This is a genomic window from Pseudomonas sp. R37(2017) (assembly GCF_002113375.1).
Taxonomy (GTDB): domain Bacteria; phylum Pseudomonadota; class Gammaproteobacteria; order Pseudomonadales; family Pseudomonadaceae; genus Aquipseudomonas.
The window spans coordinates 72,227-93,303 of record NZ_NEHO01000010.1 but is presented as its reverse complement, the minus strand read 5'-3'; the positions used below and the strand labels follow the sequence as shown (position 1 = coordinate 93,303).

General features: G+C 60.7%; 21 protein-coding genes and 1 pseudogene. 11 read left to right on the top strand and 11 right to left on the bottom strand.

From position 1 onward, the window contains the following. Window positions 1–3 precede the first annotated feature (3 nt). A complete protein-coding gene (locus CAG47_RS17445) occupies window positions 4–450 on the bottom strand; it encodes a DUF4879 domain-containing protein (protein WP_085726094.1) in 447 nt (148 codons plus the stop codon). A 222-nt stretch (window positions 451–672) separates the two neighbouring features. On the opposite strand from CAG47_RS17445, the gene CAG47_RS17440 reads away from it, so the two are divergent. After that, complete coding sequence (locus CAG47_RS17440) at window positions 673–1,968, top strand: NCS2 family permease (protein WP_085726093.1); 1,296 nt, start codon at window positions 673–675, stop codon at window positions 1,966–1,968. After that, on the top strand, window positions 1,965–3,044 hold the full coding sequence (trmA, locus tag CAG47_RS17435; protein WP_085726092.1) for a tRNA (uridine(54)-C5)-methyltransferase TrmA: 1,080 nt from the start codon (window positions 1,965–1,967) through the stop codon (window positions 3,042–3,044). Before CAG47_RS17440 ends, trmA begins: the two co-directional genes overlap by 4 nt. Window positions 3,045–3,074: 30 nt before the next feature. Here trmA and CAG47_RS17430 read toward each other — a convergent pair whose 3' ends face one another. Together CAG47_RS17430 and CAG47_RS29025 are read right to left on the bottom strand one after the other, a co-directional pair. Beyond that, a complete protein-coding gene (locus CAG47_RS17430; protein ID WP_085726091.1) occupies window positions 3,075–3,545 on the bottom strand; it encodes a DUF2442 domain-containing protein in 471 nt (156 codons plus the stop codon). Between the two features lie 60 nt (window positions 3,546–3,605). Next, window positions 3,606–3,695, bottom strand: a pseudogene (locus tag CAG47_RS29025) (DUF4160 domain-containing protein); the annotation flags it as partial. Between the two features lie 226 nt (window positions 3,696–3,921). On the opposite strand from CAG47_RS29025, the gene CAG47_RS17420 reads away from it, so the two are divergent. The 3 genes from CAG47_RS17420 (at window position 3,922) to CAG47_RS17410 (ending at window position 6,274) form a co-directional block, all read left to right on the top strand. Next, window positions 3,922–4,833, top strand: a complete 912-nt coding sequence (locus CAG47_RS17420; RefSeq protein ID WP_085726090.1) for a LysR family transcriptional regulator — start codon at window positions 3,922–3,924, stop codon at window positions 4,831–4,833. Window positions 4,834–4,973: 140 nt separating this feature from the next. Continuing rightward, window positions 4,974–5,414, top strand: coding sequence for a type II 3-dehydroquinate dehydratase (aroQ, locus tag CAG47_RS17415; RefSeq protein WP_085726089.1), 441 nt, complete (start codon window positions 4,974–4,976; stop codon window positions 5,412–5,414). A gap of 5 nt (window positions 5,415–5,419) precedes the next feature. Further along, on the top strand, window positions 5,420–6,274 hold the full coding sequence (locus CAG47_RS17410) for a shikimate dehydrogenase (protein ID WP_085726195.1): 855 nt from the start codon (window positions 5,420–5,422) through the stop codon (window positions 6,272–6,274). 115 nt (window positions 6,275–6,389) lie between these two features. On the opposite strand, the gene CAG47_RS17405 is transcribed toward CAG47_RS17410, so the two are convergent. Beyond that, complete coding sequence (locus CAG47_RS17405) at window positions 6,390–7,067, bottom strand: TetR/AcrR family transcriptional regulator (protein ID WP_085726088.1); 678 nt, start codon at window positions 7,065–7,067, stop codon at window positions 6,390–6,392. A 102-nt stretch (window positions 7,068–7,169) separates the two neighbouring features. Continuing rightward, window positions 7,170–9,071, bottom strand: a complete 1,902-nt coding sequence (gene quiC, locus CAG47_RS17400) for a 3-dehydroshikimate dehydratase QuiC (RefSeq protein ID WP_085726087.1) — start codon at window positions 9,069–9,071, stop codon at window positions 7,170–7,172. An 84-nt stretch (window positions 9,072–9,155) separates the two neighbouring features. Here quiC and CAG47_RS28160 point away from each other — a divergent pair, with 84 nt between their 5' ends. Next, window positions 9,156–9,455, top strand: coding sequence for a hypothetical protein (locus CAG47_RS28160; protein ID WP_143515876.1), 300 nt, complete (start codon window positions 9,156–9,158; stop codon window positions 9,453–9,455). A gap of 120 nt (window positions 9,456–9,575) precedes the next feature. Next, on the top strand, window positions 9,576–10,913 hold the full coding sequence (locus CAG47_RS17395; RefSeq protein WP_085726086.1) for an MFS transporter: 1,338 nt from the start codon (window positions 9,576–9,578) through the stop codon (window positions 10,911–10,913). A 152-nt stretch (window positions 10,914–11,065) separates the two neighbouring features. Here CAG47_RS17395 and CAG47_RS17390 read toward each other — a convergent pair whose 3' ends face one another. From CAG47_RS17390 to CAG47_RS17380, 3 genes are all read right to left on the bottom strand, one after another. Continuing rightward, window positions 11,066–11,944, bottom strand: coding sequence for a DMT family transporter (locus tag CAG47_RS17390; protein WP_085726085.1), 879 nt, complete (start codon window positions 11,942–11,944; stop codon window positions 11,066–11,068). A gap of 155 nt (window positions 11,945–12,099) precedes the next feature. Beyond that, complete coding sequence (locus CAG47_RS17385; protein ID WP_085726084.1) at window positions 12,100–12,915, bottom strand: sugar phosphate isomerase/epimerase; 816 nt, start codon at window positions 12,913–12,915, stop codon at window positions 12,100–12,102. 262 nt (window positions 12,916–13,177) lie between these two features. Next, on the bottom strand, window positions 13,178–13,954 hold the full coding sequence (locus CAG47_RS17380) for an IclR family transcriptional regulator (RefSeq protein WP_085726083.1): 777 nt from the start codon (window positions 13,952–13,954) through the stop codon (window positions 13,178–13,180). 167 nt (window positions 13,955–14,121) lie between these two features. Here CAG47_RS17380 and CAG47_RS17375 point away from each other — a divergent pair, with 167 nt between their 5' ends. The 4 genes from CAG47_RS17375 (at window position 14,122) to CAG47_RS17360 (ending at window position 18,823) form a co-directional block, all read left to right on the top strand. Further along, entirely contained in the window at window positions 14,122–15,873 is a 1,752-nt protein-coding gene (locus CAG47_RS17375; protein ID WP_085726082.1) for an FAD-dependent oxidoreductase, read from the top strand. 108 nt (window positions 15,874–15,981) lie between these two features. Then, entirely contained in the window at window positions 15,982–16,836 is an 855-nt protein-coding gene (locus CAG47_RS17370) for a neutral zinc metallopeptidase (protein WP_085726081.1), read from the top strand. 139 nt (window positions 16,837–16,975) lie between these two features. Further along, window positions 16,976–17,863 carry a neutral zinc metallopeptidase gene (locus tag CAG47_RS17365; protein ID WP_085726080.1) on the top strand — a complete coding sequence of 296 codons (888 nt, stop codon included), beginning with the start codon at window positions 16,976–16,978 and terminating at the stop codon, window positions 17,861–17,863. Beyond that, entirely contained in the window at window positions 17,864–18,823 is a 960-nt protein-coding gene (locus CAG47_RS17360; protein WP_085726079.1) for an alpha/beta hydrolase, read from the top strand. It begins immediately after the preceding gene. A 50-nt stretch (window positions 18,824–18,873) separates the two neighbouring features. Here the strand turns inward: CAG47_RS17360 and CAG47_RS17355 are convergent, their stop codons facing one another. The 3 genes from CAG47_RS17355 to CAG47_RS17345 form a co-directional block, all read right to left on the bottom strand. Next, the gene (locus CAG47_RS17355) at window positions 18,874–19,467 is read right to left on the bottom strand and encodes an HAD family hydrolase (protein ID WP_085726078.1); all 594 of its coding nucleotides are present in this window, start codon (window positions 19,465–19,467) and stop codon (window positions 18,874–18,876) included. Next, window positions 19,464–20,333 carry an acyl-CoA thioesterase II gene (gene tesB, locus CAG47_RS17350; protein WP_085726077.1) on the bottom strand — a complete coding sequence of 290 codons (870 nt, stop codon included), beginning with the start codon at window positions 20,331–20,333 and terminating at the stop codon, window positions 19,464–19,466. The genes CAG47_RS17355 and tesB overlap by 4 nt, the downstream gene beginning before the upstream one ends. Before the next feature lie 105 nt (window positions 20,334–20,438). After that, window positions 20,439–21,008, bottom strand: coding sequence for a GNAT family N-acetyltransferase (locus CAG47_RS17345; RefSeq protein WP_085726076.1), 570 nt, complete (start codon window positions 21,006–21,008; stop codon window positions 20,439–20,441). Window positions 21,009–21,077 lie beyond the last annotated feature (69 nt).

Genomic DNA, 21,077 nt, shown 5'->3' with positions numbered 1-21,077 from the left:
CGCCTACTTGATGTAAAGCTGCGTCGACAGCGTATTGCCGGGGGCGTTGATCGAGGTATTGCTGAAAGTCAGCGTGCCTTCCTGCTTGCCCGCCAGATCAAGGGCATACAGATAGCCGACGGTTTTTCCCCCGGGGGTGCAACTGGTCAGGTTGCCGTTCTTGAACGCGCAGACCGGTGTACGGGTGCCGTTCACTTCAAAACCGTCCAGGGCGACATGGGCTTCGCGTCCATACCCTACCTCCAGCACGTACACCGTGATGTTCGGGCCATTGTGATCGCAGCGCGTCTGGGTTTGCCCTTCCTCGATGTTTTCGACACCACAGGACGGCGACGCCACTTTGAGTACTTTCAATTGCGTCAGCGCCGCAGCCGATGCCGCCATGGCCGTTTGCGCCCCGAACAGCAGCGCCATCAATACGCCGAACACGCTAAACAGACGCCTTTTCATGCAGCACTCATCCCCCCAAAAAACCAGCGCGCAGTATGGCGCACTTGGCTTTGTCGCAAAACATCGACGACGATCACTGCCATAAGCAGCCATATTCCCAAGCTACTGGTATGATGCGCGGCTTTTTCCGGCCCACAGCAATTTCCAGGCGCATTCTGCTGCCTGTGCTTTGCTGTTGAGGTCGATACATTCACGGCGCCCGGCGCGCCACGGGGAGCAGACATGCTGGAAAGGCTGTTTCAACTCAAGGCACACAACACCAACGTGCGGACCGAGATTCTGGCGGGCGTCACGACCTTTTTGGCCATGGCCTACATTCTGTTCGTCAATCCGAGCATCCTCGGCGAGACCGGCATGGACAAGGGCGCAGTGTTTGTCGCCACCTGCCTGGCCGCCGCCATCGGCTCCACGGTCATGGGCCTGATCGCCAACTACCCGATCGCCCTCGCACCGGGCATGGGCCTGAACGCCTTCTTTACCTACACCGTGGTCCTGCACATGGGCCATACCTGGCAAGTGGCACTGGGCGCAGTATTCATCTCGGCGGTGTGTTTCTTCCTGCTGTCGATCTTCCGCATCCGTGAATGGATCATCAACAGCATCCCGCTGCCGCTGCGCTCGGCGATTGCCGCCGGCATCGGCCTGTTCCTGGCGCTGATCGCCCTGCACAACGCCGGTATCGTGGTCGGCAACCCGGCAACCATGGTCGGCCTCGGCGACCTGAAACAACCGGCCCCGATCCTTGCCACCCTTGGCTTTGCCTTGATCGTCGCGCTTGAAGCCCTGGCCGTGCGCGGTGCGGTGCTGATCGGCATTCTTGTGGTGACCATCGTTTCGATCATCATGGGTTTCACCCCGTTCGGCGGCGTGATGTCGATGCCGCCATCGCTGGCGCCGACCTTCCTGCAGCTGGACATCAAGGGCGCACTGGACATCGGTCTGGTCAGCGTGATTTTCGCCTTCCTGTTCGTCGATCTGTTCGACAACTCCGGCACGCTGATCGGTGTCGCCAAGCGCGCGGGCTTGATGCGTAAAGACGGGCACATGCCGAAAATGGGCCGCGCCCTGATCGCTGACAGTACCGCGGCCATGGCCGGTTCCCTGCTGGGCACGTCGACCACCACCAGCTACATCGAATCCGCCGCGGGTGTAAGTGCCGGTGGCCGCACCGGCCTGACCGCCATCGTGGTCGCGATCCTGTTCCTGCTGGCGCTGTTCTTCTCGCCACTGGCCGCCAGCGTTCCAGCCTTCGCCACCGCACCGGCGCTGCTGTTCGTCGCCGTGCTGATGACATCCGGCCTGGCCGAAATAGACTGGGACGACATTACCGTGGCCGCGCCGGTGGTGATCACCGCGCTGGCAATGCCGTTCACTTATTCCATCGCCAATGGCATCGCCTTCGGTTTCATTTCCTGGACCGCCATCAAGCTGATGTCCGGTCGTGGCCGTGAGCTGAATCCGGCGCTGGTGATCCTGTCGATTCTGTTCGTGATCAAGCTGGGTTGGTTCAACGCATGACTTTTGATTCCCAGGCCTATGCCGTTCAGCTCGAAGAAAAGGTCACGCGTTTGCGTGACCTGCTGGCCCCGTTCGATGCACCGGAGCCAGCCGTTTTCGATTCGCCGCTGAAAAACTTCCGCCTGCGTGCCGAGTTCCGCCTGTGGCGCGAGGCCGGTGAGCGTCACTACGCGATGTTTTCCCAGGAAGACAAACGCACGCCAATCCTGATCGAAGAGTTCCCGATCGCAAGCCTGCGCATCAACCAATTGATGCCGCAACTCAAGGCCGCCTGGCAAGCCAGCGCCCCCCTGAGTCACAAGCTGTTCCAGGTGGAGTTCCTGACCACCCTGGCCGGCGACGCGATGATTACCCTGTGCTATCACCGCCCGCTGGACGAGCACTGGCACGCAGCGGCGTCGAAACTGGCGGCGGACCTGAACGTCAGCGTCATCGGTCGCTCCAAGGGCAAGCGCGAAGTCATCGGTCACGATTATGTGGTCGAAAAGCTGGAAGTCGGCGGCCGCACCTTCAGCTATCGCCAGCCAGAAGGCGCGTTCACCCAGCCCAACGGCACGGTGAACCAGAAGATGCTCAACTGGGCATTCGATGCGCTTGGCGACCGCAGCGACGACTTGCTGGAGCTGTATTGCGGCAACGGCAACTTCACCCTGCCGCTCGCCACCCGCGTACGCAAGGTGCTGGCCACCGAAATCAGCAAGACCTCGGTCAACGCGGCCTTGAGCAATCTCAGCGAAAACGCGGTGGATAACGTCACCCTGGTGCGTTTGTCCGCCGAAGAACTGACCGAAGCCCTGAACGAAGTGCGTCCGTTCCGACGCCTGCACGGCATCGATCTCAAAAGCTACGAGTTCGGCAGCGTGTTCGTCGACCCGCCCCGCGCCGGCATGGACCCGGACACCTGCGAGCTGACCCGGCGCTTCGACAACATCCTGTACATCTCCTGCAACCCGGAGACCCTGGCAGCCAACATCGCCCAACTGCACGACACCCACCGCATTACCCGATGCGCGATGTTCGACCAGTTCCCGTGGACCCATCACATGGAATCCGGGGTGATGCTGACCCGGCGTTGATGACGCTTGCCATGCACAAGAAAGCCGTCTTCACGACGGCTTTTTTGTGGGCGTTTGGAAGACAACATCAACCTTGCGCGGGCGCCCGCCTTTTCTGCCATTGGCCCGCGCGGCTTCAGATTTTGCGGCGCTGCTCTGGCGACCATTGCGCGAAGCGACGACCGAGGCCGCCATGGCCATCAGCGGCTTGCTCGCAGAAATCATCCCGGCGATGGATACATGCAGGTCCTTGCCTTCATGGCACAGGGCAGTGCCCGCGTAGCCGACAGTCAGACTGGCGTAGTCCTCGACCTCAAAATCGCCGAACTCCGGATAGTTGGCCACGGGCAACAATACGCCGCTGCCATCTTCGAAGCTGACGGCCAGACAGGGCGGCAGGAAGGTAACCGCTGTCGCTTGCAGGCTGTTTTTTCTACGTGATTCGCCACGCTCAATGGCTTTGTCCAGGCTACTTTCCGTTACCGGACTATCGGCCTGAACCCTGGCTTTTATCGTTTTCATAACTCGATCTCCACACTCTCCTGTCCACCTATCAGGGACAGCAACGTCCTGATCGATTCAGGTACCCGCCTCCACATGCGCATGAGGCGGACAATGCTCGTCTCGCAACATGATCACCACCGACAGTCCCTTGTAATTGCATACCTTCATGCTAACCCATCAGTTAGGTTAATGAATCCAAGGATTCGACACTCTCTGGGAAATCCGACCGCTGGCATTGGCCGTCGAATCATTTCTTGCGTCCTCAGGCTAGCGTCCTGGTGGTTTCCGGCCCTGCGGAACACCACGGGAATTGGTAAGAAATCCTTTCTTCAAGGCGCCGGGACCTGATAAATACGGGTTCAGTTTCCTTATTTGATCCTCGGTGTAATCAATCATGCAGCGACAATTCGACGATCTTCAGTTGGGCAGCATCGAACTGTTTTGCCTGGCCGCCGAGGCCGGCAGCTTCACCGCTGCCGCACTGGTGGCCGGGGTGACACCGGCAGCCGTAAGCCGCTCGGTGTCGCGCATGGAAGAACGCCTGGGCGTGCGTCTGTTTGCACGCACCACACGCAGTGTGAAGTTGACTGACAGTGGCCGCCGTTACTATGAAGAATGTCGCCAGGCCCTGGCGCAACTGGTCGAAGCCCAGCGCGAGGTCATGGGTCAGCAGCAAGTGCCGTCCGGTACTTTGCGCATCAGTATTCCGACCACTTACGCGCATCATCGAATCCTGCCGCTGTTGCCCGAATTTCGAGCGCGTTATCCGGCGGTGAAGGTCGAGTCGCACATCAGTAATCGCAACATCGATTTCGTCGGCGAAGGCTACGACATGGCGATTCGGGTGCGAGCCATCCCGGATTCCGGCCTGATCGCCCGACCATTGGAAGATGCCGCTCTGGTGATGATCGCCAGCCCTGACTACCTGAAGCGGGCGGGCACTCCGCAGACCCTCGACGACCTCGAACACCACGAATGCATCCAGTACGAACTGCCCAGCAGCGGCCGGCGCATTGCCTGGTTGTTCAACGATGAAGGCGTGGCCCGCGAGATTCTGGCCGAGGGCAACCTCAGTTGTTCCGACGATGTGCTCGGCGGGGTGACGCTGGCCAAACACGGGGCGGGGCTGTTTCAGACTTATCGTTTTATCGTTGAAAAGGAACTGGCCGCAGGCACGCTGGTGGAAGTGCTCAAGCCCTATGGCGGGCGCTCGCGACCCTTCACGCTGCTATACCCGCAAAGTCGCCACGTGCCGTTGCGCCTGCGGGCGTTCATCGACTTTCTGGTGGAGCATTTACCGCGCTGAACAGCGAAAGTGTCCGATCACCGCCCACAAACCGCCAGTGTGCCGGTACTTCAATTGACCGAATTAACCAGTTAGTACAATTTATCTCCACAGGCCGAAAACCTCGGCCGATTCCAAAAACAATAAGTGGAGAGATTCCAATGCCCCCTATCGTTCTGGTGCTCAACGGCCCGAACCTGAACCTGCTCGGCACCCGTGAACCCGCGACTTACGGCCACGAAACCCTGGCTGACATTTCGGCCCTGTGCGCACGTGCCGCCGAAGAGTTCGGCCTGGCCGTGGAGTTTCGCCAGACCAACCATGAAGGCGAACTGCTCGACTGGATTCACGCCGCCCGCGGCCGCTGTGCAGGGATCGTGATCAACCCCGCCGCGTGGACCCATACCTCCGTCGCCATTCGCGATGCCCTGGTCGCCAGCGAACTGCCGGTGATCGAAGTCCACCTGTCCAACGTCCACGCCCGCGAGCCCTTCCGCCACCATTCGTTCGTTTCCGCCATCGCGACCGCGGTGATGGCCGGTTTCGGCAGTCATGGCTATCGTCTGGCACTGGAACACTTCAGCCAACGTTTGAAGGGGTGATCGCCGTGACTCAGAACCACGTGGTACTGGCCGGGCTGATCGGCGCCGGCATCCAGGCTTCCCGCACGCCGGCGCTGCACGAGCACGAAGGCGATGCCCAGGGATTACGTTACCTGTATCGCCTGATTGATCTTGATCAGTTGAAACTGGACAGCAACGCCCTGCCCGACCTGTTGATGGCTGCCGAACGCATGAACTTCACCGGGCTGAACATCACGTTTCCATGCAAGCAGGCGATCATCCCGTTGCTCGACGAACTCTCACCGGAGGCCCGCGGTATCGGCGCGGTCAACACGGTGGTGCTCAAGGATGGCAAGCGCATCGGCCACAACACCGATTGCCTGGGCTTTGCCGAGGGTTTTCGCCGAGGCTTGAAGGACGTTGCCGTTGAACGTGTCGTACAAATGGGCGCCGGCGGCGCAGGTGCAGCGGTGGCCCACGCGTTGTTGAGCGAAGGCGTACAACAGTTGAGCATTTTCGATGTAGACATCCGCCGCGCCCAGGACCTGGCCGACAACCTCAATCAGCATTTCGATGCCGGCCGCGCGGTGGCCGGGTATGACCTGCCCAGCGCCATGGTCCAGGCTGACGGCCTGGTGAACACCACACCGATGGGCATGAAAAAGCTGCCGGGCATGCCGGTGCCGGTCGAGTTGCTGCGGGCCGAATTGTGGGTGGCGGAGATCGTTTACTTCCCGCTGGAAACCGAATTGCTGCGTAACGCCCGCGCCCTCGGTTGCCGGACACTGGACGGCGGCAACATGGCGGTGTTTCAGGCGGTGAAGGCGTTCGAATTGTTCAGCGGCATGGTGCCGGATGCCCGGCGGATGCTTGAGCATTTCCAGAGCATGAATGACTGAAAAGCTTCGCGGAAAAATGTGGCGAGGGGGCTTGCCCCCGTTCGACTGCGTAGCAGTCGCAAATACCACCAGGTCTGCTTCGCAGCCCAACGGGGGCAAGCCCCCTCGCCACAGGTCAAACCTGCAGGTAGCGCAGGACCGAATCGCAAATCATCTCGCGATGACGCTGCTTGATGCGTTCGTCCGGCAGGTCGATCTGAAAAATCTCACCAAACGTGTGGCGGTTCGAGACGCGATAGAAGCAGAACGAACTGATCAACAGATGCACATCCAGCGGATCAAGCCCGCTACGGAACAGCCCCTGCTCGGCGCCGCGGCGCAGAATCTCGCCCAGTGAATCGAGGATGGTGTTGTTCATCGCCTTGATCGCATCGGAGCGCTTCACGTACTCGGCGTTGTGAATGTTCTCGATGCTGACGATGCGTACGAAATCGACGTTGCGATCATGGTGATCGAAGGTGAACTCCACCAGCCGCCGAATGGCGTCAACCGGCGCCAGCTCTGCCAGGTGCAGACGATTTTCGGTATTGCGGATATCGCCGTAGAGTTTTTCCAGCACCTCGACGTAGAGCTGTTCCTTACTGCCGAAGTAGTAATAGATCATGCGCTTGGAGGTGTGGATGCGCTCGGCGATGGCATCGACACGAGCACCGGAAAGCCCCTGCTGGACGAATTCGACAATCGCCTCCTGCAGGATGTTCTCGCGGGTCTTTTCCGGATTGTTCTTGCGACTCTTGCGCGGCTCGGCACTGGGTTCTACGGAGGCTGCGGGGAGTTCTGGGGTCATTGTCATTGCGGGCTCACGGCCATCACTGCACAGGCTGGCGATTATGGGCCGCGCGACACGGTGAGGGAACCCGCGCGGCCCACGTTTAATCCCGCGTTTACGAATTTCCTACAACTTCGCCTGACGCAATGCGCCACTGCGGGATTTGGCCATGGCGGCCAGGCGCACCGCGACGTTGGCCGCGCCGTAGCCGGCATAGCCGTTTTTACGCTGGATGATCTCGAAGAAAAATCGCCCCTCGAACGGTTCGGTATACACATGGAACAGCTCACCGCCCTGGGCGTCGCGGTCGTACAACACGTTGTAGTAGGCCAGTTCGCTGAGGAACTCGTCGTTGAAGTCGAACCGCGCCGCCAGGTCGTCGTAGTAGTTGAGCGGGATATCCAGCAGCGGCACGCCCGCCTCTTTTGCACGGCGGACCTGGGCAAAGATGTCATCGCAATCAAACGCGATGTGATGCACACCGGAGCCGCGATAACTCGACAGCGCATGTGAGATCGCCGTGTTGCGATTCTCGGAAATGTTCAGCGGCAGGCGGATCGAACTGTCGCGGCTGCGCAAGGCGCGGCTCTTCACCAAACCATAAGGATCCGGCAGCACGACTTCATCGTCCGCCTCGAAATCCAGCAGGCTCTTATAGAACAGCACCCAGCTGTCGAGGCTGTCGGCCGGCAGCGCCATGGCCATGTGGTCGATACGCTTGAGGCCGTCGCTGACCGGTGCCTGCGGGTACAGATTGAAGTCAGTGCCATAGACATCGGCGTGCTGGTCCACCAGATAGATCAGGCTGCCATCCGGCGCACGCACCGCCGCCAGTTCCAGCTCATTGGGGCCGACCAATCCGCGATAGGGCTGGCCCTTGTAGGCCACGGCACGGGCCAAGGCACTCGCGCTGTCCTTGACCCGCACGGCGGTGGCGCACAATGAAGGGCCGTGGGCTTCGAAAAAGCTGTGGCCGAAGGAGTAAGGCTCTGAATTGAGGATCAGGTTGATGTCACCCTGGCGCAGCAGGCTGACGCTCTTGGAGCGATGCTGCCCGGCCTTGACGAAGCCCAGCCGCTCCAGCCAGTGGGAGAGCTTGGCGCCGAGGCTCTCGTCGACGGCGAATTCGAGAAACTCGATGCCGTTGTACTCGCTGGCCTTGGGCGTTTCGAACAGAATCTCGGGGTTGGCCGCAGACTTGGTTTCCTGGGCCAGACGCTCGCGGGTTTTCTCTTCCAGGTACAACAACGAGCGCAAACCGTCGGCGGCGTTGGCCCGTGGCGGCGCGGCGCGGAAGCCGTCGTTGAAGATTTCCAGCGACAATGGCCCGGTGTAGCCACTCTTGATGATCGGCGCGAGGAACCCGGGCAAATCGAATTCACCCTGCCCAGGGAAGCAGCGAAAATGCCGGCTCCACTCCAGCACGTCCATGGCCAGGATCGGCGCGTCGGCCATTTGCACGAAGAAGATCTTGTCCCCGGGAATCTCGGCGATAGCGCTCGGGTCGCCCTTGAGCGACAAGGTGTGAAAGCTGTCCAGCAGCACGCCCAGGCTTGGGTGATCGGCCTGACGCACGATGTTCCATACCTGTTGATACGTGTTCACATGCCGGCCCCAGGCCAACGCTTCATAACCGATGCGCAGGCCGCGTGCCCCGGCGTGCTCAGCCAGCAGCCGCAGATCGTCGACCAGAATCCGTTCATCACCGATGGACTCGGCCGAGGCGTTGCTGCACACCAGCACCAGGTCAGTACCCAGCTCCTGCATCAGGTCGAACTTGCGCTCGGCGCGCTCCAGGTTGCGTGAAAGGCGATCACGCCGACAGCCTTCGAAGTCACGGAACGGTTGAAACAGGGTGATGGCGATCCCGAGATCGGCGCACATCTGTTTAATTTCCCGTGGGCTGCCGTCGTAGTAGAGAAGGTCGTTCTCGAAAATCTCGACGCCGTCGAAACCGGCGGCGGCAATGGCTTCGAGTTTTTCCGGCAGGGTACCGCTCAAGGATACGGTGGCAATGGAACGCTGCATGTTTCGGCTCCCGTGGAGGCTTCGGCTACAGGGAATTTGCGCCGCTTTTAAAAGAATGAGCGGATTATTGAGCCGGACGATGCATTGAGCAATTTAAAGTGTACTATCCAGTTAGTTTTCTGTGCGATTATCGAACAAAATGGCCGTTGGCGAATTGACGATTTTTTGTTCACTGCGCAACATCAACACCACACCGGGACCGGTCTTGAAATCGTCGGCCCCGGTCAAGAAGACCCAGAACACCACATAAAAATTTCAAAAAACGGGTATACGCTCATGCGCTCATTCAACGCCCTGCTCGCTCGCTCCACCGTCATGACGCCTGGCCTGGCGTCCATCCGAACCTCGCGCACCGCTGGCACAACCGTGCCGCTCGCTGAATAACCCGTCAGCCGACGAACACAGCCGATCAGCCCTTTCGCACATGCCGCGACAGACCGATTGATCACGCGCCCTTGAAATCACGACGAGCCCCGCTTGTCAGTCATTGAACGGATGGCACACATGATTCCTTCCCAAAGCTCACGCATGGCTCCGGCCATGAACGCTACCGCTGGCGGCATCGGCGACAAGATTCGCGGCGCCATGGCAGTCGGCAAAACCCGTTGGGGCATGCTGGCGCTGGTGTTTTTTGCCACCACCCTCAACTACATCGACCGCGCCGCCCTGGGTGTGATGCAACCCATCCTGGCCAAGGAGATGAGCTGGACGGCGATGGACTACGCCAACATCAACTTCTGGTTCCAGGTCGGCTACGCCATCGGTTTCGTATTGCAGGGCCGGTTGATCGACCGAGTCGGCGTCAAACGTGTGTTCTTTTGCGCGGTCCTGCTCTGGAGCCTGGCGACCGGCGCCCATGGCCTGGCCACTTCGGCGGCGGGTTTCATGGTCTGCCGCTTTATCCTCGGCCTGACCGAAGCCGCCAACTACCCGGCTTGCGTGAAAACCACGCGCCTGTGGTTTCCGGCCGGCGAGCGCGCGGTAGCCACCGGTATCTTTAACGCCGGTACCAACGTCGGTGCGATGTTCACCCCGATGCTGCTGCCACTGATCCTGCACGCCTGGGGCTGGCAGGCCGCGTTCCTGTGCATGTCGGCGCTGGGCGGGATCTGGCTGCTGTTCTGGGGCCTGAAGTACTTCAACCCGGAAGACCACCCAAGCGTCAAACAGTCGGAACTGGACTACATCCAGAACGAAGTCGAACCGGAACAAACCCGTGTGCCCTTCTCGAAGATCCTGCGCATGCGCGGCACCTGGGCCTTCGCCCTCGCCTACTCGATGACCGCGCCGGTGTTCTGGTTCTACCTGTACTGGCTGCCGCCGTTCCTCAACCAGCAATACAACCTGGGCATCAACGTCACCCAGATGGGTATCCCGCTGATCATCATCTACATGACGGCCGACTTCGGCAGCGTTGGCGGCGGCATCCTCTCCTCGTTCCTGATCGGTCGCGGAGTCAACCCGATCAAGGCGCGACTGCTGTCCATGTTCCTGTTCGCCTGCTGCATCATCGGCGTGATCATGGCGGCCGGTTCCAGCAACCTGTGGATCGCGGTGTTCGCCATTTCCCTGGCCATCGGCGCGCATCAGGCCTGGACCGCGAACATCTGGAGCCTGGTAATGGACTACACGCCCAAGCACATGATGAGTACGGTGTTCGGCTTCGGTGGCATGTGCGCGGCGATTGGCGGGATGTTCATGACCCAGTTGGTCGGCCATATCCTGACCGTCACCAACAACAACTACACCGTGCTGTTCACCCTGATTCCGGCGATGTACTTCATCGCGCTGACCTGGATGTACTTCATGGCACCGCGCAAGATTCCGACTGTCACCGACTGAAGTTCGGTGCATTACCTCCTGTAGGAGCGGGTGCCCGCTTGCGGCATGCTCGCGAAAAACCCGAGCGCGACGCGGGTATCCAGACAACCCGCGTCATCGTTAACGACTATCGCGAGCATGCTCGCTCCTACAGGTCGTTTCTGTTTGGGCTTCTAGCGACGGCTTTGCTGCCAGGCTGCCGCCAACCCGCTGCAACAGATCACGACGATACCGACCACGGTGGTCAGTGTCGGCGTGTGGGAAAACAGCAGCCAACCCAGCAGGCCGGCGAAGATAATCTGGCAATAGCTGAACGGTGCCAGCAGCGCCGGTGCCGCGAGGCGGAAGGCCTGGGTCAGGAACAGGTGAGCCGTCATCCCGCAGGCCCCCAGCGCCAGCATCATCGAGCCATGCAGCAGATTCGGCGTCTGCCAGAAGAACGGCACCAGCGCACTCATCACCAGCGTATTGCACAAGCCTGCGAAGAAGTTGCTGGTGGTCGGGCTGTCGACCTCACTGAGCTTGCGCGTCAGCAGTTGATAGAAGCAGAAAAACAGTGCCGAGCAGAATGGCAGCAACACCGCCGGAGTAAACAGATCACCGCCTGGGTGAACAATGATCAGCACCCCGACAAAACCGCAAATCACCGCCAGCCATTGCCCCCTTGTCACGCGCTCGCCAAGCAGCGGCACCGACAGCGCGGTGACCAGAACCGGCGCGAGGAAGTTGACCGACGTGGCCTCGGCCAACGGGATGTACATCAACCCCGTGGTGAAAAACAGACTGGTGCCCAGCAGGCACAACGCCCGGATTACCTGCAGCAACGGCCGTTTGGTACGCAGCACCCCCAGCCCGGATTGCGGCAGGAAAATCCCGGCCATCAGCAAGGTGTGAACCACGTAGCGCGCCCAGACCACCATGACAATGGGATAGAAACCGGAGAGGTATTTGGAAAAAGCGTCGTGGGTGGAAAACAGGAAGGTTGCGACAACGATCAGCAGAATCCCTTTGAAGGGCTGATTGACGCCGGAAAGCGGGGTGCTGACGGTCATTGGATTTCCTTACTTGAAGTCAAAAACTTCGCCTGTAGGAGCGAGCACGCTCGCGATGGTCGTCAACGATGATGATGGCTGCCTCGATAAACACGGCGCCCTCACGTCCATCGCGAGCATGCTCGCTCCTACAGGTGATAGGTGCATAGCGCCGATTACAACCGCGCCAACAACGCCATGGTTTTATTCAAAGCCATCTGCGCCCGATCCAATCCACTCACGCCCTGCTCCAGCAACTGCACGGTGGGAATCTCCAGGCTCAACGGAATGTCAGCCGGCAAACCGCGCAACAGTCCCGGCAGATCACAATCACCATCACCGGGAAAACGCCGTTCGTTACGCGCCTGACGCAAGATTTCGGCCATATCGGTTGGCCGTGGTCCTGCGACGTCACACAACTGTGCATACCGTAACCGTGAAGGAGCAACCTTGGCCAGATCTTCCAGGCGCGATCCCGAACGATCGAAGTGGAAGGCGTCCACCAGCACGGCGCCGTTTTCACGCCCGGCGTTCTCCACGATACGCGCGGCTTGTTGAAGGTTGCACGCATCGGTCCAGGACATGAACTCCAGATGCGGGTGCAGCCCAAAGGCCGCCGCCAGGTCACAGAGCTCGGCAAAACGCTCCGTCAGCCGCTGTTCGTCAGGATCGTTACCGGCTACCAGCAATTCACTGGCGCCGAACTCGGCACCCACCGCCAGGATTTTCTCGAAATCGGCGACGACGGTTTCCGGTTTGAGCCGCAGGATTTCGACGTCCAGCACACCAATACCGGTATCGCGCAAACGCGCCAGGGTCTGGCGCCGCAATTCGCGGTCGGCTACCAGGGCAAAATGGTGCTCCTCAGGGGTTGCCGGTACCAGACGCAAGCCGACATGACTGTAACCGGCCCGCGCGGCGACCTCGACCATATCGGGCGGCGACAACTCCAGCACGGTCAGGCTGGCCAGGGAGAAGATACGCTCGCTCATGCTCAATCCTCGATCAAGGATGGCGCGCAGGCACGCCCGGTTTCAGCGGCATGCTGCTGGCCCATATTGCCAGCACCGATCAATGCGATGCGAAGGGGCGAATTCAAGATGCGGTCCTCTTGTGAATGTTATTGGAGCGATGAATTCCAATAATTTAGAACCTGGTTCCAGATTCTTACACAAACCCATCCTGAAAGTGTTCGAACAGCGCACAGCTTTGCAAGTTAACTACTGCCCGCTCCCACAAGGGAATTCGACGGCCTTAGCTGAACAACTCCGACGCCAGACTCGCCGCCGACAACTCCTCGGTAAACGCCAACAACAACGGCGCCAGCTCATGCAACCTCGTCCCTGGCATCCGCGCGCTCGGCCCGGCGATGCTGAGTACGCCGATCACCCGCCCATCGGCAGGATGGCGCACAACCGCCGCAATGGCCGAAGTGCCGACCGCCGAACTTTCCTCGACCCAGGCGTAACCCTGTTCCCGCGCCAGACGCAGGCGTTCGAGCAATTCGATGTTCGAGCGCGGCGCGTTCGGCCCCACATGTTCCGGCACCTGTACCCCCTGGCGCTCCACCAGCGACAGGGCTTCGGCATCACTTATGCTTGCCAGCCATGCATGCCCAGAGGCGGTATAAAACAAGGGCGCATCACGACCCATGTCCGGGTCGTATCGCAGACCGGAGCGCGCGCCCTGGGACTTGGCGATCCAGGTTTGACGCTCGCCGTCGATCACGCCCAGGCGTACCAACTCGCCGGTTTCCTGAGCCAGGCGGTCAAGCACCGGCTGCACGATATCGGCACCGCTGCTCGACAGGTAGCGAAAGCCCATCGCCACCAGTTTGGTCGAGAGGTGATAGCGCAAATTCTCCGGATTCTGCCGCACGTAACCGAGGCGGATCAGCTCGGCCAGCAGGCGATGGGTCGCGCTCTTGGGGATATCCAGCTGCTCCGCCAGTGTCTGCATCGGCAGGCCACGGGGATCGCTGGTGAGGCTTTCGAGCACACTGAAAACACGTTCGATCTGACTGCCGGCCATGGTCGCTTCCACGCAAAATTTGCTCGATTCTAGAAGGCGAATGCGAAATCTGGAACCGGGCGTTCGATAACCGCCCGCTTTCCACTGCCAAGACTTGTTCGGCCTCACTTGACTCTTATATTTTTTGGAACTTGATTCCAAATTAATAAAAGACCGGAGTTCAAACAATGCCTGCCCAAGCGCACTTTCTTCCCGACATCGACTGCGATGTACTGATCGTTGGCTCCGGTGCGGCGGGACTGTCGGCAGCCGTGACCGCCGCGTGGCATGGATTGAAAGTCATAGTGGTGGAAAAGGACCCGGTGCTCGGCGGTGCCACGGCCTGGTCCGGTGGCTGGGCCTGGGTGCCGTGCAACCCGTTGGCCCGGCGCGCGGGCATCGTCGAAGACGTTGAACTGCCGCGCACTTACTTGAAACACGAACTGGGCGAACGCTTTGACCCGGCGATGATCGACGCTTTCCTGGAGGCCGGCCCGCGGATGGTGTCGTTCTTCGAACAGTACACCTCGCTGCAGTTCGCCGACGGCAACGCCATTGCCGACATTCATGGCGACACTCCCGGGGCAGGCACCGGTGGACGCTCGGTGATTGCCGCCCCTTACGACGCACGAAAAGTCGGCAAGCTACTCAAGCGTCTGCGCAAAACCATGCGGGAAACTTCGTTCATGGGCATGCCGATCATGGCGGGGGCGGATCTCACGGCATTCCTCAACCTGACCCGCTCGCTGTCGGCGGCCTGGCACGTTACGCGGCGTTTCAGTCGTCACTTGTTCGACCTCGCCGTGCATGGCCGGGCAATGCAACTGGTCAACGGCGTGGCCCTGGTGGCGCGCCTGGCAAAATCCGCCGACGACCTCGGCGTGCTGCTCTGGGAATCGGCCCCTGTGACCCGCTTGCTGCGCGAGAACGATCAAGTACGAGGTGCCGTGGTCAACACAGCCAAAGGCTCGGTGCGCATCCATGCACGCAAGGCCGTAGTGCTCGCGGCGGGTGGTTTCGCCAATGACGTCGAACGCCGCAAGGCACTGTTTCCTCGCACTCCGACCGGACATGAGCATCTGGCCTTGCCGCCCCTCGGCGTTTGCGGCGACGGTCTGCGCCTGGGCGAAAGCGCCGGTGCCCGAGTGAATACCGACATGGCGTCCGCCGTCGCCTGGGCGCCGGTATCACAGGTGACGCACAGCGACGGCAGCACGGGACACTTCCCGCACATCATCGAGCGTGGCAAACCAGGCATCATCGGTGTGCTGAGCAACGGTCAGCGCTTCGTCAATGAAGCCAACGGCTACTACGACTACGTCACGGCCATGGTCGCCGCCGCTCCGCCGGGTGAAGAAGTCGCGTCGTGGCTGATCTGCACCCATGGCTTTCAGCGTCGATATGGCCTGGGCATCTCTCGGCCGTTTCCGGTGCCGCTGTCATCCTTCATCCGCAGCGGCTATCTGAAAACCGGCAATACCCTTGAAGAATTGGCGGCAGCCTGCGGCATCGACCCGGTTGGCTTGCGCACCACCCTATCGAACTACAACCACCACGCGCGCAACGGCGAGGATCCACAGTTCGGTCGAGGCTCCACACCCTACAACCGCAAGCAGGGTGACGCGCTGCAACGACCCAACCCATGCGTCGCGCCAATCGAACAAGGTCCCTTCTATGCCGTGAAAGTCCAGCCGGGCTGCTTCGGCACCTTCGCCGGGCTCAAGGTCAACCAACATGCCCAGGTCCTGGACGGTGCGGCGCAACCCATCGCAGGCCTGTACGCGGCGGGGGGCGACATGGCCAGCATCATGGGCGGCCACTACCCCGCTGGCGGCATCAATCTTGGCCCGGCGCTGACCTTCGGCTACATCGCCGCGCGCCATATCGCAGGTGTGACTGCTTATGAAAAGGAGATCGACCATGCAGCACATCGGTCATGACGCAGGTGGCCTCACCACCCCTTACACATTTCTCCTGCGCACCATTCCCAGTGGGGTTATTCATAGACCCGGCGATTAACGCCCCATCATCTATGAGAGGCTTCAACCATGTTATGGAACAGGGCAAGACGCAGCGACAACGTAAACGACACGCGCAAGGGCAAGGTTGCCCGCACCACTACAGGGAAAACACTGGGTGCCGGACTGGCTGCCGTTGCGCTGGCAGGCGCAGGACTTTACTCAACCCTGGGTACGAAACCGGAAGTTCCGACCAACACCCCGCCCCCACCCGCCAGCGTCCAATCGATTGAGTCCGCCGAAGACCTGCAACTGAAGTTCGTTCAGTCTGTGCTCGGCGATACCGAAGACACCTGGAAACAACTTTTTGCCGAAACGGGGCGGCACTACCCGCCACCTGTACTGACGCTGTTCAACGATGGCGTGGTCTCGGCATGTGGTTACGCCGGCTCCGGCAGTGGCCCGTTCTTTTGCCCGAGCAACCGTCAGGTCTACCTCGATCTGGAATTCTTCAAAAAGATCGAACAGCACTCAGTGATCGGTGACTTCGCGCGGGCCTACATCATCGCTCACGAGATCGGCCATCACGTGCAACTTGCACTGGGACTGTCCGCCCCCTTCGAGAAAGCCTTGCTCGATCAACAACCGGTCAGCGGTGATGGCGGCCTGGAAGTGCGCGCGGAACTGCAGGCCGATTGCCTGGCCGGAGTCTGGGCGCACCATGCGCAAAGGCGACTGAATTGGCTGGAGCCCGGAGATATCGAAGCGGCCCTGAATGCCGCTGCGGTGTTCGGTGACGACCACTTGCAACGTTCCCGAAATGTCCCTGTTCGCCCCGAAACATTCAGCCACGGCACCTCAAGGCAGCGTGTGGACTGGTTCAAGACCGGATTCGATACAGGTCTGTTGAAGGCATGCGACACCTTCGCCGCCAAAAACCCGTGACTGCGACCGTCAATGGTTCCGCCAGCCAATGTGGCCGCACGGATAGAACCGTTGCCGCTAAAGGCTGTCTGACGACCGGACTGGCGCCGTTCCCACTTGGCGGCAACACTCATCGCACGGACAACCAGAGGGTTCCCACATGCTATGGAAGAAAGGCCGACGCAGCGACAACGTGGTCGATGCCCGTGGTGACGATGTCGGCGGTGGTGGCATGCGCTTCGGTGGTGGCAAGGGCCTGAGCCTGACGGCGATCCTTTTGATCGTCGGCATCGGCTGGATCACCGGGCAGGATCCACTGCAAATCCTCGGGCAGTTGGCCGGACAAATGGGCCAGCAATCGGCGCCCGCGACCAACCAGAGTCGCAGGGCACCACCGGCCAATGATGAGAGCGCAGAGTTCGTGCGCTCGATACTCGGCGACACAGAAGACACCTGGGGCGCGATTTTCCAGCAGGCCGGCCGCCAATACAAAGACCCGACCCTGGTGCTGTTCAGCAACCGTGTGAATTCGGCCTGCGGCCTGGCCACCTCGGCGACCGGCCCGTTCTATTGCCCGGCAGACCAGAAGGTCTACCTGGACATGGCGTTCTTCCAGGAAATGGCCCAGCGTTTTTCCGCCGCAGGCGACTTCGCCCAGGCCTACGTGATCGCTCACGAAGTCGGACACCATGTGCAGACCCTGCTCGGGGTTTCCGCGAAAATTCAGGCCGCGCGCCAACAAGGCCGGCAGATGGAAGGCGACGGCGGCTTGCTGGTGCGTCAGGAACTGCAAGCCGATTGCCTGGCCGGCGTCTGGGCCAACAATGCGCAGAAGCGCCTGAACTGGCTGGAACCGGGCGACATCGAAGAAGCACTGAATGCCGCGAACGCCATCGGCGACGATCGTTTGCAGCAACAGGGTCAGGGCCGCGTGGTCCCGGACTCCTTCACCCACGGTACGTCGGCGCAACGGGTGCGCTGGTTCAAAACCGGTTTCGCCCAGGGCCAGGTAAGCCAGTGCGATACCTTTGCGACGAAAAATCTGTAAATGAAGAAGTGGTTGTTGGTTGTTCTGTTTACTTGCGCAACGTCCCAGGCCGCCGAACACGGGGTCAAGGAGCTCAGTTCCGGGCGCTTGCTGTTGAAATCAGGTGAAATAGCGGTGGGCATCAGCCCCGCCCCGGAAAAAATCGAACGGGTACTGATCCTCATCCATGGGCGCCTGCGCAATGCGCAAACTTATCTGCAAAGCGGCGAACACGCCGCCGAACTGGCCGGACAGAGCGCGACGACACTGGTGATTGCCCCGCAGTTTCTCAATGAAACCGATGTTGCGGAGCATCCGGTGGCCGACACGGTTTTACGCTGGCAAGGCAATGAATGGATGACCGGCGGCGAATCCACAGCACCGTTTCGGCTGAGTTCCTACGCCGCGCTAGACGAAATCATCGCCCGCCTGGGTGACCGCCAGCAGTTTCCGCAGGTGAGGCAGATCGTCATCGCCGGGCACTCCGGCGGCGCACAGATGGTTCAGCGCTATGCCCTGCTCGGTCACGCACAGTCAGGCCTCGATGCGGCTGGCATACAGGTGCGCTACGTGATCGCCAACTCGTCCTCCTATGCCTATTTCGATGAGCGCCGGCCCGTGGCGTTCAGCCACGCCGGATGCCCGGATTTCAATCGCTGGAAGTACGGACTGGCGGATTTACCGGCCTACGCCGAAGGGCAAACCGCCGCGCAGTTGCAGGAAAGTTACCTCAAGCGTGAAATCGTTTATCTACTGGGACAGCAGGACATCGACCCGAACCATCCGGCGCTGGACATGAGCTGTGAGGCCAGGGCGCAGGGACCGTATCGATTGGCCCGTGGGCGTTTTTACTTTGCTTATCTGAAACGACTGCAACCCCAAGGCTTGAATCAGCAACTGGTTGAAGTACCCGGGGTCGGGCATAACGGCGACGGGATGTTTACATCGCCGGAGGGGCAGAAGGCGTTGTTTGGTCAGTAAGATTTGCAGTGCTTGATCTGACGCCTTCGTCAGATCAGACAGCCAATTCTTCAAGCCAAAAGCATCTGCCGCAGCTGGACACAATCCACCGCATGCCAATCGGTCAATTCCGGCCAGGGATTATCCGGCAGATTCACCAGCACCGTGCGTGCCCCCGCTGCCCGCCCGCAATCGAGATCGAAACGGTAGTCGCCAACCATCACCATCTCGCTCGCCGGCACCTTCCACGCCTCGGCCAGTTTCAGCAATCCACCCGGATGCGGTTTGGGCGGTGCGTCATCGCGGCCCAATACATCCTCCAATGCAAAGCAGTCGGCCAGGCCAATGGCCTCCAGCGTGACATGCGCCAGCTCCCGGGCATTGCGCGTCAGAATGCCCAGGCGATAACCGCGCCCGGCCAGCTCGCGTACCAGTTCCACCGCGCCTGGCGCCGGTTTCGAACCGAGCGCCAGATCCCGCTCATGCTCCAGCAACCACGCATGTTTGGCAGCGGCTTCATCGGCCGGCAGTGCGGCAAGATGAGTCAGGATGTCGTGTTCGGCAGGGATCGCCAACGCCACGCGAATCGCCGCGAAGTCATGCACGGCCACCGTCAGGGTGCCGTCCATGTCGAACACCCAGTGACGCACCTCGGCCAGGCTCACGCCCAATCCTTGCGGTGACGGATCAAGCCTTCCTGGGTGACCGAAGCCACCAGTTGCCCGGCCCGGTTGAATACGCTGCCCCGGGAGAACCCGCGCGAGTTGCCGGCCCACGGACTGTCCATCGCGTAGAGCAGCCAGTCATCGGCACGCAGATTCTGGTGGAACCACAGGGCGTGATCGAGGCTCGCGACCTGCATGTCCTTGTGCCAGACCGATTTGCCGTGGGGCTGCATCGAGGTGACCAGCAGGCCGAAGTCCGAGGCATAGGCCAACAGATACTTGTGCAGTGCCGGCGAGTCAGCCAGGGCACCGTCGGCGCGGAACCAGACGTACTTGACCGGGTCGGACGGCAGCGGATTGTAGGGATCTTTCTCGGTGATCGGACGGAATTCGATCGGCTTCGGGCACAGCAGCTTTTCGCGCATTTTCTCGGGAATCAGGTGCGCGCGCTGCTGGGTAATTTCCAGCTCCGAGGGCAGATTTTCCGGGCCGACCACTACTGGCATTTCGCTCTGATGCTCAAAGCCCTCCTCGTCGTACTGGAACGAGGCACTGCACGTGAAGATCGGGTGACCCTTCTGGATCGCGGTGACCCGGCGCGTGCTGAAACTGCCACCGTCACGTACCCGGTCAACCTGATACACCACCGGCAACCCGGCATCGCCCGGACGCAGGAAATAGCCGTGCATGGAATGCACATGACGCGCCTCTTCAACCGTCTGACTGGCCGCCGACAGCGACTGGCCGAGCACCTGACCACCGAACAGCTGACGAAAGCCCAGGTCCTGGCTGCGGCCACGGAACAGGTTTTCTTCGATCGGTTCCAGGGTCAGCAGGTCGACCAGATCATCCAACACTTGGCTCATTCAGACTCTCCTCACACAACACATTGCCGTGCAGCCTTGGCTGCGACGGTCGATTCAGATTCACGCCAGGGCCATCATGGGGCCATTGTAAACGTCCGTGCCAGCTTATCCATGCACGGTTTTCAGCCATTGTTCGCGGCTGATGCGATACAGGACATGCCGACGCAACGGATGTTCGGCTTCGAGTCGCGGGTGATCGAAGTCATCCGCCGGATCATGGTGCATGCCGATGGCCTGCATGACTTTCTCTGACGGCAGGTTGGTTTGCGCCGTGAAAGCCACGACCTCTTTCAGCGGCAAGCGGTCGAACCCGCAGCGCAGAGCGGTCCACGCCGCTTCACTGGCATAGCCGAGGCCCCAGTGCTCGCGGGCCAGGCGCCAGCCGATTTCCGTGGCGGGGGTGAAAGGCGCATCGAATCCGACCACGCCAAGCCCGGTGAAGCCGATGAACTGGCCAGAGTCTTTTCGCTGCAAGGCCCAGAGACCATAACCATGCTCGGCGAAATGACCACGGATTCGGCCGATCAATGATGCGCTTTCCAGCCGGCTCAACGGTGCCGGGAAGTAGCGCATCACCTGCGGATCGGCACACATCGCGGCAAAGCCCGGCAAGTCTTCATCGCGCCATTGCCGCAACAGCAGTCGTGCACTTTCCAGCTCCAGTATTGGCTCCATCGTGCTCCGCCCCTTCATTCCGATGTCGTCAGTCTACAACGCTGGTAGGATCCGTCTCTCATTCCCGTT